This window comes from Rouxiella silvae, from assembly GCF_002093625.1.
Taxonomy (GTDB): Bacteria; Pseudomonadota; Gammaproteobacteria; order Enterobacterales; family Enterobacteriaceae; genus Rouxiella; species Rouxiella silvae.
Genome location: NZ_MRWD01000087.1, coordinates 1 through 15,189, shown reverse-complemented (window position 1 = coordinate 15,189; position 15,189 = coordinate 1). Strand labels below are relative to the sequence as shown.

16 protein-coding genes are annotated in these 15,189 nt (G+C 49.2%); 9 read left to right on the top strand and 7 right to left on the bottom strand.

All coding sequences use genetic code 11. The annotated features are described in order from the left end of the window. Positions 1-118 precede the first annotated feature (118 nt). Positions 119-727, top strand: coding sequence for a hypothetical protein (locus BS639_RS23320; protein ID WP_084984483.1), 609 nt, complete (start codon positions 119-121; stop codon positions 725-727). 179 nt (positions 728-906) lie between these two features. Here the strand turns inward: BS639_RS23320 and BS639_RS23315 are convergent, their stop codons facing one another. The 3 genes from BS639_RS23315 to BS639_RS23305 all read right to left on the bottom strand — a co-directional run bounded on the left by BS639_RS23315 (position 907) and on the right by BS639_RS23305 (position 3,703). Continuing rightward, the gene (locus BS639_RS23315) at positions 907-1,428 is read right to left on the bottom strand and encodes a DUF2502 domain-containing protein (RefSeq protein WP_084984482.1); all 522 of its coding nucleotides are present in this window, start codon (positions 1,426-1,428) and stop codon (positions 907-909) included. A 256-nt stretch (positions 1,429-1,684) separates the two neighbouring features. Further along, positions 1,685-2,674 carry an L-glyceraldehyde 3-phosphate reductase gene (mgrA, locus tag BS639_RS23310; protein ID WP_055779415.1) on the bottom strand — a complete coding sequence of 330 codons (990 nt, stop codon included), beginning with the start codon at positions 2,672-2,674 and terminating at the stop codon, positions 1,685-1,687. Positions 2,675-2,824: 150 nt separating this feature from the next. After that, positions 2,825-3,703: a LysR family transcriptional regulator gene (locus BS639_RS23305; protein WP_055779413.1), complete on the bottom strand. Its 879-nt coding sequence runs from the start codon at positions 3,701-3,703 to the stop codon at positions 2,825-2,827. Positions 3,704-3,853: 150 nt separating this feature from the next. On the opposite strand from BS639_RS23305, the gene BS639_RS23300 reads away from it, so the two are divergent. Both BS639_RS23300 and BS639_RS23295 read left to right on the top strand, forming a co-directional pair. Then, positions 3,854-4,336: a multidrug/biocide efflux PACE transporter gene (locus BS639_RS23300; protein ID WP_082457406.1), complete on the top strand. Its 483-nt coding sequence runs from the start codon at positions 3,854-3,856 to the stop codon at positions 4,334-4,336. Positions 4,337-4,434: 98 nt separating this feature from the next. Continuing rightward, the gene (locus tag BS639_RS23295; RefSeq protein ID WP_084984481.1) at positions 4,435-5,124 is read left to right on the top strand and encodes an aspartate/glutamate racemase family protein; all 690 of its coding nucleotides are present in this window, start codon (positions 4,435-4,437) and stop codon (positions 5,122-5,124) included. A 31-nt stretch (positions 5,125-5,155) separates the two neighbouring features. Here BS639_RS23295 and BS639_RS23290 read toward each other — a convergent pair whose 3' ends face one another. Further along, positions 5,156-6,424: an ion channel protein gene (locus BS639_RS23290; protein ID WP_084984480.1), complete on the bottom strand. Its 1,269-nt coding sequence runs from the start codon at positions 6,422-6,424 to the stop codon at positions 5,156-5,158. Between the two features lie 290 nt (positions 6,425-6,714). On the opposite strand from BS639_RS23290, the gene glk reads away from it, so the two are divergent. Continuing rightward, positions 6,715-7,677, top strand: coding sequence for a glucokinase (gene glk / locus BS639_RS23285; protein WP_055779527.1), 963 nt, complete (start codon positions 6,715-6,717; stop codon positions 7,675-7,677). Positions 7,678-7,735: 58 nt separating this feature from the next. Here the strand turns inward: glk and BS639_RS23280 are convergent, their stop codons facing one another. Continuing rightward, entirely contained in the window at positions 7,736-8,473 is a 738-nt protein-coding gene (locus BS639_RS23280; RefSeq protein ID WP_055779403.1) for a LytR/AlgR family response regulator transcription factor, read from the bottom strand. Then, positions 8,470-10,146 carry a sensor histidine kinase gene (locus tag BS639_RS23275; RefSeq protein ID WP_055779399.1) on the bottom strand — a complete coding sequence of 559 codons (1,677 nt, stop codon included), beginning with the start codon at positions 10,144-10,146 and terminating at the stop codon, positions 8,470-8,472. Before BS639_RS23275 ends, BS639_RS23280 begins: the two co-directional genes overlap by 4 nt. A gap of 188 nt (positions 10,147-10,334) precedes the next feature. On the opposite strand from BS639_RS23275, the gene BS639_RS23270 reads away from it, so the two are divergent. The 4 genes from BS639_RS23270 to BS639_RS23255 all read left to right on the top strand — a co-directional run bounded on the left by BS639_RS23270 (position 10,335) and on the right by BS639_RS23255 (position 14,012). Then, positions 10,335-10,898, top strand: a complete 564-nt coding sequence (locus BS639_RS23270) for a GNAT family N-acetyltransferase (protein WP_084984479.1) — start codon at positions 10,335-10,337, stop codon at positions 10,896-10,898. A gap of 126 nt (positions 10,899-11,024) precedes the next feature. Further along, positions 11,025-12,290: an alanine transaminase gene (alaC, locus tag BS639_RS23265; RefSeq protein WP_084984478.1), complete on the top strand. Its 1,266-nt coding sequence runs from the start codon at positions 11,025-11,027 to the stop codon at positions 12,288-12,290. A 172-nt stretch (positions 12,291-12,462) separates the two neighbouring features. Beyond that, a complete protein-coding gene (locus BS639_RS23260; protein ID WP_055779390.1) occupies positions 12,463-12,987 on the top strand; it encodes a cytochrome b in 525 nt (174 codons plus the stop codon). Between the two features lie 173 nt (positions 12,988-13,160). Continuing rightward, on the top strand, positions 13,161-14,012 hold the full coding sequence (locus BS639_RS23255) for a MurR/RpiR family transcriptional regulator (RefSeq protein ID WP_084984477.1): 852 nt from the start codon (positions 13,161-13,163) through the stop codon (positions 14,010-14,012). A 6-nt stretch (positions 14,013-14,018) separates the two neighbouring features. Here the strand turns inward: BS639_RS23255 and BS639_RS23250 are convergent, their stop codons facing one another. Continuing rightward, a complete protein-coding gene (locus BS639_RS23250; RefSeq protein WP_084984476.1) occupies positions 14,019-14,201 on the bottom strand; it encodes a hypothetical protein in 183 nt (60 codons plus the stop codon). Between the two features lie 284 nt (positions 14,202-14,485). Here BS639_RS23250 and BS639_RS23245 point away from each other — a divergent pair, with 284 nt between their 5' ends. Further along, complete coding sequence (locus tag BS639_RS23245; RefSeq protein WP_084984475.1) at positions 14,486-14,986, top strand: signal peptidase II; 501 nt, start codon at positions 14,486-14,488, stop codon at positions 14,984-14,986. Positions 14,987-15,189: the final 203 nt, after the last annotated feature.

The window sequence follows — 15,189 nt, the reverse complement described above, 5'->3', positions numbered from 1 at the left end:
TTTACACTTATTATGTGACGCTTGTTGAGGTTGGGAGTTTTCTATTATTTAAAATATTTAACAGTGCTTAGGGATAGTGGGTGGTTTTTATTATCACGTTGGATAAAAGGATTTAGAAATGAAATGTCGACATGCCAAAGATTCGGAACTGGACGGGGTATGTTCGCTTCTGGCAGAGGAGTTTTATAATGATGCTATTCATAAGTTAATATTTTCCGATCATGCCGTTCGTATGGATGGATTACGAAATTTATTTCGTATTTATGTAAATCTTGCCACGAGGCATGGAGGTATACTTCTTGATGAAAATGGGGCTGGTGCGCTAGTTTATTTTTGTCCCGAAGCAATGAAAATGAATGATGAAGATATTGCTTCGGTCGATCATCAATTGCGGCAAGTCTGCGGTTCAAACTATCCGGCAGCAGCCGTTTATACAAACGGGCTGGACCAGCACCATCCACGTACCCCCCCTCACTACTATATCTCTCTTCTTGCAGTACAGCGTGTTCACAGAGGCGGAACTGTGGTTGGCGATTTATTAAATGCATTAAACTCAATGCTTGATAAAGATAATTTACCCTGTTACGCCGAGTGTACAAGGTTTAGTACAAGGACCTTGCTCAGACGATGGGGATATCGTGATGCTGGTTCCCCTTTGCACATTGATGGCTTCCCTAAACTTTTCCCAATCTGGCGAGAACCTAGAGGGATCACCGGCGTTAATTAACTGAAAAAAGTGCGTTCTAAGGACGCTATTTTACTCTATGGTTTGAGTGATTTATTGACACAAGCGTAATTTTTCCCTTGCTAAAACGACCTTCTATAAATAAAAAATCCGTAACCTTTAAGAGGCTACGGATTATTGTAATCTTTCACACTACGCAGTACACGAGGGCCATAAGGCGATTAGTGGTTATTGCCGCCAGGTCCGCCCTGAGGAGGACGGTACTGACCACCTCCTCCGCCTTGACCGCCGCCTTGGCCACCACCGCCGCCGTGACCACCGCCACCGCCCTGACCACCGCCGCCGCCGTGACCGCCGTAACCACCACCACCGTGACCGCGATCTGGGCCTGGGCCACCAGGACCGCCGTGACCGTAGTTAGGCCCACCGTGGAAATCTGGACGAGGGCCCGGACGGTCGTTGCGGTGATTATTCCACCAACCGCCGTCGCGCCAGCGGCCACCGTCCCAATAGTAGCCACGGTCGTTGCGGTGACCATAGTACTCGTTACGGTGCTGCCACCAGTATGGAGAGCGCCAGTCATATCCGTCCCAGTAGTAGCCGCGGTTATCGCGCGAACCAATATTGATGGACAGGCCAGGAACGCTGATGCTGATGCCGTCAGCGTGAGCCGGCATTGTGGCTGGCAACAGGCCGAATAACAGGGCACCCAAAGCAATTTTTACAACGGGTAATGTTTTCATCGTGTTTCTCCATTCAACCTTATGCCCGACTTCTTTCATGCCGCAGGGGGCGTTTAGCGCTTTACTGAGCAATGAAATAATTGGGGCTGCATTAATTCGTTAGTTAACGTTTTCAATAATGACAGTTATAAGGTGTAAACGGGGGGTAATCTATTGCCTGCAATCCTGTTTTGATTGATTTACCCTGTTTAACGATTTACTTACAGTAAGCCCTAGAAAGCCTTTTTTACAGACTTACTGTATTTAGGGTAAGCGGTTACATTAGAATTTTTTCAATGTCACTGATTTCTTGTTCACTTAATTGCAAATTATTCAAACTGTTTACCGCATCATCAATTTGGCTGGTTTTGCTTGCACCAATCAATACTGATGTCACGCGATCGCCTCGCAACACCCACGCCAGCGCCATTTGAGAAAGCTTTTGTCCACGAGCCAGCGCGATGTCATTGAGCTTGCGCACTTTTTCCAGCTTTTCAGGGGTAATCTGATCGGCATTAAGGAACGTGCTGCTGCTGGCCGCGCGCGAGTCTTGAGGAATACCCGCCAAATAACGGTCGGTCAATACGCCACCGGCCAGAGGAGAGAAGGCGATAGAACCTACGCCGTTTTGCTGTAGGGTATCGAGCAGGTCAGCCTCAACCCAGCGCTCAAACATCGAGTATTTAGGTTGATGAATCAGGCAAGGTGTCCCGAGTTGCTTAAGTATATCAAAGGCCTGCTGCGCCAGTTCGGCAGGGTAGTTTGATAAGCCGATATAAAGCGCTTTCCCCTGGCGGACGATAAGATCCAGTGCTGACATGGTTTCTTCAAGCGGCGTATTCGGGTCGGGACGATGGTGATAAAAGATATCAACGTAGTCCAGACCGAGCCTTTTGAGGCTTTGATTCAGACTTGCCACCAGATATTTTTTTGAACCCCAATCGCCGTACGGGCCGTCCCACATGGTGTAGCCGGCTTTAGAGGAGATAATCAGCTCGTCACGCCACGCCAATAAGTCTTCGCGCAGGATGCGGCCAAAATTCTCCTCCGCCGAGCCCGGGGGTGGCCCATAGTTATTCGCTAGATCAAAATGCGTGATCCCGTGATCAAAAGCGTGATGAATCAACTCTCTACTCGTCTCAAAACGCGTCGCATCACCAAAATTGTGCCACAGGCCCAATGAAATAGCCGGAAGCTTAAGACCACTGTTTCCAAGGCGCCGATAAAGCATATTTTCATAACGAGCGGGGCTGGCTTGATAAGACATAGGGATCCTTGTGCAAGGGTAGTATGAGGTAAAATAGCGTTTCAGTGTATGCGCTTTCACTCTCATTTTCAGATGTCTCGATCACACCCGCCACTCTTTTTTAATAACAAAGGAAAACTCTTAACACTGCGCTAGCTCATCAACACCGGCTTATTGACCTTGTAAGAGTAAAGGATCCAGCAGGTTATCTATAAACCACCGACCAGCAGGACCTGGTTGATTGTTTTTAGACCACACAGCATCAATTGATATCAGTTTTGGCCAGCCTCGCAGCTCAAGTTCGACCAATTTATGATGACCAAACTGCGCCACCATCCATCGAGGCAGTAGAGACCAGCCAAAACCCTGCTCGGCCATTTCAAGCAGCATCAGATAACTCGGTGCCGACCAGGTTTGTCCCTGTGCCTGAGGTTTCTGCTGCCTGCCGTAGGTTTGCAGGCAGAGCTGCCGGTAGGTATTGAGACTCTCGTGCTGCAACGTTTTCAGGGTGGCTAGCGGATGCTTTTTCGCGACAAAAAGCGCCATTTCTGTTTGGTCTGGCAGTCTGGCATAGCCAATATCCGGCGGATAATGCTGCTGAACCTCAAGCATGCCTATGTGTGCACGGCCGGTTTGCAGCAGATCTATCACGTCTTGGTCTTCGGCAATCAAACACTCGAATTCGATATCAGGATAACGCTGCTCAAAACGGCCCAGCAGCATTTCGTAATGCGTAGGCTGATAAGTGTCAGAAAGGACAAATGTCAGTCTGGGTTCACTTTGAGTGGATAAACGGACGGCCAATTCATCAAGTTTTTCGCTGGCCGCCAATATTGCCTGAACGTGGGTTAATACCCGCTGACCCTGAGGCGTTAAGGTGGGTTGACGGCTTTCGCGGTTAAACAGCGTAATGCCTAAATCGACCTCAAGATTTGCCACGGCGGTGCTGATACTTGACTGACTTTTATGCAGTTTTCTGGCAGCAGCTGAAAAAGAACCACTGGCCGCAGTTTCTACAAACGCCAGCAGTGCTTCCGGAGAATAACGCATAACATATTTCCTCAAGAGAAAATGACAGTTCAATCCATCTATTTTATCGATACTTACTATCTTTATTCTATCTCTATTTTAGATGAAAATGACGCCAATCTGACCGTGAAGGGTCACTGTTAAACATTGGAATAGGATAGGCAGGTCAAAATGTCATCGGTAAAAGCCTCAATGAAGGCCAACAAAAGTCTCTCTGAGCGTATTTTTCACGCTGTCGGTTTCGAAGCGCTGGCGCTGATTATTTGTGCACCCACTGCCGCCTGGATAATGAACAAATCCATTTTCGACATGGGCGTACTGGCGCTGCTGCTCTCTACCACGGCGATGGTATGGAACGTGGTCTACAACAGCGTTTTTGATTATTTCTGGCCGGTAAGCCGAGTAACGCGCAGTTTTCCTATCCGCGTTTGCCATGCACTGGGGTTTGAAGGCGGATTTATTCTCTTCGGCCTGCCAATTGCCGCCGGATGGCTTCAGATTAGCCTGATCGACGCCTTCGTGCTCGAAATTGGCTTTTTCCTGTTCTTTTTGCCGTACACCATTGCCTACAACTGGCTCTACGACACCCTGCGCCAGCGTTGGATAAGCAGAGATAAACGGGCATCAGTGAAGCCACAGGCCAGCAGTCGTTAAACAGTCACAGTGGGCAAATCTGTTGGCTTGTTTGTGCCATCAGGCTCGGTTATGTTTGTTCGACGACTTAATTTTATGCAGTAGCGAAGGACAAGCACATGAAAACCCTGGGCCTGATTGGCGGCATGAGCTGGGAATCTACTCTGCCTTACTATCGAACCATCAACGAACAAATCAAACAGCAGCTTGGCGGGCTTCATTCTGCCAAGCTGGTGCTTTTTAGCGTTGATTTTTATGAGATTGAGCAACTGCAAGCGCAGGGCGACTGGGAAAAGGCGGGGCAAGTGTTGGGCGAAGCGGCCAGGTCTTTAAACAAGGCCGGTGCTGAAATTATTGTCGTGTGCACTAACACGATGCATAAAGTGGCCGAGGCAATAGAACGTATCGGAGGACTGCCGCTGTTGCATATTGCTGACGCCACCGCGAAGCCGATTCTAGATCTGAATCTGAGCCGAATCGGTCTGTTAGGCACCCGTTTTACGATGGAGCAGGAATTTTATCGTGGTCGTTTGCACAAGCAGGGCATTGAAGTGTTAATACCCAATGAGGAAGATCGCGCCATCGTGCATCGCATTATTTATGAAGAGCTGTGCCTGGGGAAAATTCTAGATACTTCTCGCGATGAGTATCGCCGCATAATAAGTTCGCTGGAGCAGCAGGGCGCGCAGGGCATTATTTTAGGCTGTACTGAAATAACCCTGCTGGTGGGACCCCAGGACGCCAGCGTGCCGGTATTTGACACTACGGCCATTCATGCGCATGTGGCTGCAGCGTATTCGCTCAGCTAATAGGTAATAGGTTGGCGCGTAAACTGCGATGTTAATCTTCTGGCGGTGCGTTTTTCTGCGAGGGACTTTCGGGCCGAATAATCAGCATCAGCGGTTTTCCGGCCAATACCAGCCAAGCGGGCAGCATGACAATGCACAATACCGGCAACAGTTTAAGGTCAGGCACCACCGCAACGGCCATAAATAGACTCAGCCAGCCATCTCTGGTCACGACCAACACCAACCCCATGACTGCACACGAAACTGTGACCGCCGCAGGCACCGAATCGACGTGATTATGCAGCATAATGCCGAGTGACACGCCCACAAACACCGCCGGAAAAATTCTCCCACCGCGAAAGCCGCAGGCGGCCGCAATGACCAGCGCCGCCAATTTACTCAGCGTGATCGCCAACAACTGGCCTAAAGAAAGACTGTCGCTGCTCATTGCCAACAGTTTCATTTCATCGAATCCGCGAAACAGCGTAATTTGTCCGCCAATCAGCGCCAGCAATCCTAGGCAAAAACCGCCTGCTCCCAGCATGACAACCGGATTGGGGATAGCATGAAACAGTCGATGCACATGAGGGAAGCACCACACCGCCAGCATCCCTAAGGCTATCGCTATTAACGCAACGATTGAGCCGCTGATAATATCAAGGAAATTTGTTTCAGCGTAGGGGGTGAGACTCAACGAAAAGTCGGGTTCAAAGAACAGATTACTGGTCAGTGCACCGGCGCTTGCGGCAAGCAGGGGAGCAAACAGCCGGTCCCACAGCGGCACGTCTTTTCCGCCATTTAAGGTTTGCGAGAAGATAAGCGCCGCCGCAACCGGCGTGCCAAACAGTGCGCCCAAGGTGCCTGCCGCCGAGAGAATAATCCAGTCGGTAGAGGCCACGCGGGGGAAAAGCAGGCTGCCAGCGGCAACCGCCACGGCAATATTAATCGCGATAATTGGATTTTCAGGCCCAAGACTTACGCCGCCCGCCAGGCCAATCACTAATGCCAGCATTAATCCCGGAATAGCCACGGGAGAAACCGGCATACTAATGAGCGAGTCGCTGGCCGGGTCCGGCCCCGCATGCCCAGGCATATAACGGATAAGCGCGCCAACCGCAATGCCAGTGAGGGTTAACATAAACAGCACCCAACCTGCTGATTGCGTGCTAATGTTTAAGGCGTCTGGAATGTTAATCCAAAGCAGCTGTTGCAGCGCGCTGGCAAATCGCATGACGGCAACCAAAATGATACTGGAGCCGCAGCCGATAATCAGCGCAGGCACGGCGAAGGTCAACATGTTTTTTGCACGGGGATGCAGCATGCAACAATTCCCTTATTATTCTGGGCTTCCGTGGGACACAGGATCGTCTGAATTTTGTTTTAATTGCAATTTATTTTGCGCAATGCCGCTGCTTATATCATCAATAGGTTAATTCGGCGTTGCAGCATAGGGCAATTACCGCTATTTTGCCCTCACAAATCTGTAAGCACTTATAGTCCTGCTGGCGGGGTTTTTCCAGCCCATAATCGGGCATGTTGGAAAAGACTGACTGCCATCACTGAATGCGAGCCGAAAGCAGGGCAAGCAATTTAATTTTTGCGGAGAAAAAAATGACCAAGTACTCCCTGGTGGGCGATGTCGGAGGCACTAACTGCCGTCTGGCGCTTTGCGCTATGGACAGCGGTGAGATTTCTCAGGCCCAAACGTTTTCCGGCCTGGATTACGACAGTCTTGAAGCGGCCGTTCGCCATTATCTGGAGTTGCAGCATCAGGAAGTCGAAGATGCCTGCATTGCCATTGCCTGCCCAATCGTCGGTGATTGGGTCGCGATGACTAACCATACCTGGGCATTTTCAATTGCCGAGATGCGAAAAAGTCTGGGCCTGCAGCATCTAGAAGTTATTAACGACTTTACCGCCGTTTCCATGGCGATACCGATGCTCAAAGACGCTGACCTGATGCAGTTCGGGGGCAAAAAGCCACAAGACGGCAAACCGGCGGTAATTTACGGTGCGGGCACAGGTTTAGGCGTTGCCCACGTTATTCACGCGCACGGCCGCTGGTTGAGTCTGCCGGGTGAAGGCGGTCACGTTGATTTCGCCCCTAACAGTGAAGAAGAAGATATTATTCTCGAGCAGTTGCGTACCGAGATGGGACACGTATCCGCCGAGCGAATTCTTTCGGGTCCAGGGCTGGTCAACCTTTATCGCGCTATCGTTAAATCCGACAATCGCGAGCCGGAAAACTACGCACCCAAAGACGTAACCAAGTTGGCTTTAGAAGACAATCTTGACTGCCGCCGTGCACTGTCGCTGTTTTGCGTGATTATGGGACGTTTTGGCGGCAACCTGGCGTTGACCCTGGGAACTTTTGGCGGCGTTTATATTGCAGGCGGTATCGTGCCTCGTTTCCTTGAGTTCTTTAAGGCCTCGGGTTTCCGTGCGGCATTTGAAGATAAAGGCCGTTTCAAAGATTATTTGCACGACATCCCGGTTTATCTGATAACCCACGATAATCCAGGTCTGCTCGGCGCGGGTGCTTACCTGCGTCAGTCAATCGGTATGAAAATTTAATCGATGACCGTCTAAAACCTCTGCCTTCATCCCCTCTTTTTGGTAAGAAGGCAGAGGCTTACAGCCCCATCAGCTGACGGAAGGCTTTAACCTTGCTGCGGCTCACCGGCACTTCAAAATCAAGATCGCTTAAACGTAAAATATAGGTGTTGTTAAACCAAGGCACGATTTCGCGGATCTTCGACAAATTCACACAGTAAGAACGGTGGCAGCGGAAGAAATGCTCTTCCGGCAGTCGATGACACAGTTCTGAAATGTTCATCGGCATCGTGAATTCTTCACGTCGGGTATAAACTTGCGTCACTTTTTCCTGCGCCGCCGCGTAATAGATATCATTGATATCCGTCACGATTATGCGCTCATCTTTAATCAAATTGATGCTGTGGCTTACGCGTGGATTGCCGGTGCTCGTCGGTGCGTCTATTGGGTGATCGCGCTTGAAATGTGCTTCCAGCTTTTGCAGCATGGTGACAATTCGCGACTCGTGATAAGGCTTCAGGATGTAGTCGAAGGCTTCTATTTCAAAGGCTTCTGCGGCGTGTTCTTTATAGGCTGTAATGAAAATGATGTAAGGTCGGTGGGCAAATTTGCTGATATTTTGCGCCAGCAACACGCCGTCGAGCGAAGGAATATTGATATCCAGAAAAATGGCGTCAACCTGATGCGTTTGCAAATACTTCAACACCTCCAGACCGTCATCAAATTTGCCGACGACGTCAAGGGTGCTGTGCGCACCTATTAGGTAACTAAGCTCTTCCCGAGCCAAAAATTCATCCTCGACAATTATGGCTTTCAAGCGTGTTTCTTTTCCTTGTCAATCAAAAATGAGATCTCTGTACCCGGTTCAAGCCGGCGGATCTGTAAACCCTGCCCGTACAGCAGGCTGACGCGATGGTGTACGTTGAGCAGGCCAATTTTATTGCCCGGCATTTCGTTATTTGCGACCCGCTCAATAATTGACTGCAGAATACCTTGGCCGGTATCTTTTACCGACACTTTAATTTTGTTTCCGGCATGTTTCACGGCAATCACCACCACGCCTTTGCCCCTGCACGGTTGAATGCCGTGTACGATGGCATTTTCTACCAGCGGTTGAATAAGCAGGCTTGGGATAGACACCGAAATATCGTCGTCTATGTCGTAGATAACCGTCAGCTTGCTGCCAAATCTTGCCTGTTCAATAGCAATGTAATCCTGAACCTGATGCAGCTCTTTACGCAGGTCGATCATCTCATCGTTAAGCTCAAGATTGTAGCGTAGGTAGCGCGACAGGTTAATGATCAACTGGCGCGAAGTATCTGGATTAATTCGGATCGACGAAGAGATAGCGTTGAGCGCGTTAAACAGAAAATGGGGATTTATCTTGCTTTGCAGCGCGCGCATTTCGGCTTTGTTGGCCATTTCTCGCAGCTGTTCGGCGCGGGAAACTTCCATCTGCGTCGATATTATTTGTGAAAGTCCGACCGCCATCACTTTGAGCGAATAGGTAATTCGGTGCGAGTGGCAATAATAGATTTTCAACGATCCGGTGATAACCCCTTGCTCCCACAGCGGGATGATCATCTGCGAGTGGATCTGCGGCGTTCTGTCCATTTCATCATTGTTTTTAATAGTGATCTTACCGCTGGTGATCACCTCTTTGGTATTCTCGCTGATAATTTCGTGGCCAATATTATACTGACTCGCGCCGGTACCGACATAGGCGAGAATATTTTTGGTGTCAGTGATTGCCACGGCGTCAGCGTTAATGTCTTCACGAATAATATTGCACACTGTCGCCATCGATTCGGCATTGATATTGCGAAAATAAGGCAGCGTTTTGTTGGCAATATCCAGCGCCAGTCTGGCCTGACGTGCAGCAATGGCCTCTTTTTCATCGGCAACGCTTTGCACCAGTAGCACAATCGGACCGATTGAAATAGCCCCGAGGATCAGCGGCGCAGAGATGCTCATCACAATATCCAGACCAAGAGAGAAGGGATGAGAGAGCAACAAAATCAACAGCATGGTCAGCGATTCACACAGCATGCCCGCGACAATACCCACTTTCCAATGATGCTGTTTTTTTACTTTTAAATTGATATAACCTGAAAGAAATCCGGCAATAATGCTGGTTATCAGGCAAGGGATCGACGTAACGCCGTGAATATCAATCAGGAAGCGGTGAGAGCCGGAAATCAGCCCGGTAATAATGCCGACCCACGGGCCAAAAAGTATCCCGCCGGAGACAATGGCGATGGTGCGAACGTTGATTAATGACCCTTCAACGTTAATACCGGAAAGTGTGCCGAATATGGCGAACAGCGAGAAAATCGCTGTCACCGTGGCCAGCTCGAGCGGCGTATGCGCATCGCTCTCTTTTTGCAGCAATCTGCGGAACAGGCGGGTTCGGGTCAGAAAAAACAGGCAAATCAGCATTAACGCGGCGCGATCAAACACCGCCAGCGTCATATCAAAGACGTTTTGCACAGCAGACTCTCGGTGGGTGCGGGCGTAGTGATGATTATAAGGAAATGAACTGGCGCACGCTATACGCAGTGCTGTTAATCTACAATAAGCTGATTCATCTCAATAAAGTGTTCCAGACGGTCAGGATTTATGACGCACTGATTTCCTCTTTTCAGAAAAAATAATCCGTATAAACAAGGAGAAGCAGCATGATTTCGCTGACTACGCCAAGACTGACCATGAAGTCGATTGCGCGTGAAGATTGGCCGCTTTTTTTAACGCTGCATCAGGATCCAGCAGTGATGAGATATATCAATGATATTGAAATATCCGGTGAGATCCGCCACCGTTTTGATCAACGTTTGGGCCGCTGGGACAAATATTCCGACTTTTGGCTGTGCATGGTAATTCGCGAGCGGGAAACCGGTGTCGCGATCGGGCTTACGGGATTCTTCCCCGACTGGAAACCTTATAAGCAGGCAGAGGTCGGCTTTATGTTACTGCCTGAATATCAAGGCAAAGGTTACGGTGAGGAGTCTCTGCGCGAAGTGGTGAAGTACGCCTTTGAGGTGTGCGGATTTCACCGGCTTCAGGCCAACGTGCTGGAAGGCAATATGGCCTCGCGCGGCCTACTGGAGAAGTGCGGTTTTCAACTTGAAGGCTGCCTACGCGAGAGTTATCGGCTGGGCGCTGAATGGAAAAATGACTGGGTACTGGGATTACTCAAAACGGACAATGCGCCCACAGCCGCGCCTGAAAATAAATTAGATTAATCTATCGACAGTTTTTAAACACTGCGATATGTTGATTTATCGGTCTGTGGCGGCTGCCCTCAATGGCAGAAAAAACAGACCAGCGTCGCTCGGATGGTCCGGGCGCTAACGTTAATCGAGGAAATCATGGCTGAATCCAGTCCTAAACGTCGTTTCACGCGTATCGATCGTCTTCCCCCTTATGTTTTCAACATTACCGCTGAATTAAAAATGGCTGCGCGACGCCGCGGCGAAGATATTATTGATTTCAGCATGGGTAATCCTGACGGCCCAACGCCACCGCACATTGTCGAGAAACTGGTTACCGTTGCTCAACGTGAAGACACTCACGGCTATTCGACCTCGCGCGGTATTCCTCGGCTACGTCGTGCTATTTCTCGCTGGTATGCCGATCGTTATCAGGTTGATATCGACCCTGAAAGTGAAGCGATTGTGACCATCGGTTCTAAAGAGGGCCTGGCTCACCTGATGCTGGCTACCTTGGACCACGGCGATACGGTGCTAGTGCCCAATCCAAGCTATCCGATTCATATTTATGGCGCGGTCATTGCCGGTGCGCAGGTACGTTCCGTACCGTTGGTTGAAGGCGTAGACTTCTTCGGCGAGCTTGAGCGCGCAATAAAAGAAAGTATTCCTCGTCCAAAAATGATGATTTTGGGCTTCCCGTCAAACCCAACTGCGCAGTGCGTGGAACTGGACTTTTTTGAGCGGGTTGTCACGTTGGCCAAGCAGTATAACGTGATGGTTATCCACGACTTGGCCTATGCCGATATCGTTTATGACGGTTGGAAAGCGCCGTCGATTATGCAGGTTCCGGGCGCAAAAGATATTGCAGTTGAATTCTTCACCCTGTCGAAAAGCTACAATATGGCGGGTTGGCGCATTGGCTTTATGGTCGGCAACGAAGAGCTGGTAAATGCTCTGGCGCGTATTAAAAGCTATCACGACTATGGCACATTTACCCCGCTGCAGGTGGCCGCCATTGCGGCACTTGAAGGGGATCAGCAGTGTGTTAAAGACATTGCTGAACAGTATCGTCAGCGCCGCAATGTGCTGGTTCGCGGGCTGCATGAGGCCGGATGGATGGTTGATAATCCGAAGGCGGCGATGTACGTTTGGGCCAAAATCCCCGATGCCTACGCCCATTTAGGATCGTTGGAGTTTGCTAAACGCCTGCTCGCCGACGCAAAAGTGTGTGTCTCGCCGGGCGTGGGATTCGGTGACTACGGCGACACTCACGTGCGCTTTGCATTGATTGAAAATCAGGATCGTATTCGTCAGGCGGTGCGCGGGATTAAATCCATGTTCCGCGCCGATGGCCTTATTCCGCAAAAGAAAAGCACCTCCGATGCGGTAAGTCAGGAAAAGAATTCGCTTAGCGACGAGGTGTAATTACCGGCTCGGCTGTGCAGTGCATTAAAACCGGGCCGTCAATCGCCCGGTTTTTTTTCATCATGATAACGGCAGGAAATTATTGTTTTTCATAAATACCCCTTAATTTGGCGCTATTATTTCTACAATGACTGACGTATTTTGTAACTCTTTGCGCATATAGGGAAAATAGATGAAAAACCGCTACTCTTTGCTGCAGATTAGCCTGCATTGGCTGACGTTGTTGATGATAATCCTCGCTTACGGGGTGATGCTCGGAAGAGACTATTTCCCCGATGAATACCGTTTATTGGTGCGTCAACTGCATTACAACTTTGGATTGACCGTATGGGCGCTGGTGCTAATTCGTATCATCCTGCGTCATCGTTTTCGTACACCGCCGATTGTCCCGCCGCTTCCGCGCTGGCAGTCACACGTTGCAACGCTCACCCATTGGGCACTGTATTTGCTTTTCCTGGCCTTACCCACGCTGGGTTTTTTGACCGTTATGTTTGCCGGTCGCGCCATTTTCTTGTTTGGATGGGAGGTTCCGCAGTTTATTACCCCTCGTCCCGAGCTACGTCCGGTGTTAAGAGACACCCATGAACTGGTGGCAACGGTAGGGTATTATCTGGTGGGTCTGCACGCAGTTGCCGCGCTGTTTCACCATTATTTCATCAAAGATGACACCCTCAAACGCATGATGCCGGGCAAATAAGCGCTTTTCTGCTTAACTGCTTGTTTATCATCGGGTGTTTTAGGTTTTCTGATCTGAGTCCTGTTTGTCACTCATTGAAAAGAGTAAACTTACCCTTATAAAGACATGAGGTTGGCGCAGAGAGGGGATCCCTTGCTGCCATGATAGTTTGACTTAAGGTATATCTGATAATTATGGCTACTCCATCACAACTCGCGCAACTGCAAGACCAAATTCGCACCAGTTATGATTCTTTGAGCAAGAGGCTTAAGCAGGTTGCCCGTTATATTCTGGATAACGGAAACACCATTCCTTTCGAAACCATCGCTTCTATTGCCGAGAAAGCCGACGTTCCGCCCTCGACGCTAATTCGTTTTGCCAATAATTATGGCTTTGATGGTTTCAACGAGATGAAGCAGGTATTTCGTCAGCACCTGATGGAAGGCACGGTAAACTATGCCGAGCGTGCCAGCCTGTCGCGTCAAACGGCGAGTGAAGATCCCGGTGCGCCAGAAACGCCTGCCGAAATACTCAAAGTATTCAGCATGGTCAACGAACAAGCGCTGCAGCAGTTAAGTGGACAAATCAAAGCTGAAGATCTCGAGCACGCCGTTAAGCTGCTCGATGAGGCTGAGAATATTTACGTGATTGGCTTCCGTCGTTCATTCAGCATTGCGGCTTACTTAACCTATGCGTTTCGTCATCTTGAGCGTCGCACTTTTCTGATCGACGGGCTGGGTGGCATGTTTACCGAGCAGTTGAATATGGTTCGTCCGACTGATGTGGTTATCTCAATAAGTAATTCACCTTATGCGCAAGAAGTGGTGGATCTCGTATCGATGGGAGCCGCGCAGGGGGCTAAGCAAATAGCGATTACCGACAGTCTGGTCAGCCCGCTTACCGCGTTTAGTGAAGTATGTTTTATTGTTCGTGAAGCTCAGGTTGACGGTTTTCGATCGCAGATTGCTTCCATGTGTCTGGCACAGACCTTGATGATGTCCTTGGCGTTGAAAAATGCCCATAAAATAGCCGCATCAACCCAGTAGAACCCGTTACGACATCCTTGTCGTAAAAGGCCGCACCTTCATTGAGCCTGCGTTCTTCGGTGTAACCTCGGCACATACAGTAAGCGCTGCCGTTGCCGAGACGATTGACGCCTGCTCTTTGAGGTACACTTTATTTCCACGCCCTCTGCGTAACGTTCCGCCCGCGCCATCTTCAGGAAACGCCTTCATGGGGAGTATCCGGTCAGAGGCTCTTAATGAAAAGTACGTCCGTAACGTCCATTTCAATTTAATCATTCGGAATTTAAATTTCAAATATTTTTTATTGGAATATTTATTTTTATGATGCAGGGCGCAAAAAGGTCAGGCAGATGTCGATTTTTGTCAGGTCTTTTCATTGTAGAGTAATGATGGGGCGTAAAGGGTTACCGGCTATTGCGTGGGCATTTGTTGTCTGGCTGAGGCCATCATGGCTGGTTATACTTGAAATAACTTTTCCTACCTTGGTGTAAATTATGAAGTTTAATAAACGGCTTGGCCTGATGATTGTCGTTTTTGCACTCTGCGTTGGCGTGGATCAATTCACCAAAGCGATCGCGAAAACAACGTTGTCGATGGATTCGGTACGCGAATACCTCGGCGGTAGCATTAAATTATTACTGACCCACAATACCGGTACTTTTTTGGGGCTAGGCGGTACTTTACCCGCCAACCTGCGTTACAGTCTTATGATTGTAGGGATCGGTGTGTTTTTGCTGGCACTACTGCTTTATACCCTGCTTAACAAACGCGCGGATGCGGTCACAGTAGCCTCATTGACGATGGTGTTCTCGGGTGGCATCAGCAACTTGCTGGACCGCATCATTTATGGTGGTTACGTGGTTGATTTTATGAACGTAAGTGCAGGTAGTTTGCATACCGGCGTGTTTAACGTCGCGGATATGGTGCTGCTGGTAGGCGCAATCATGCTGTTCATGGTGGGCTTCAAAACCAAACAGCAAATCGCTCACGGGTAATGCTCACTGCTTGAGAAAGTTATTTATTTTATTTGTGCCCTCCTGAGTGAAACCGGAAGGGCAGATGATAAAGGCATGAATAACGATTGCCTATGCACCGTTTAATTTCATATAATTTTATTATGAAAATAATCATTCGTTTTGGTTTTGCTGCGCATGGCTTCCGATTTTTTTATAAAATCTTTTAATTCATTATGTTACTT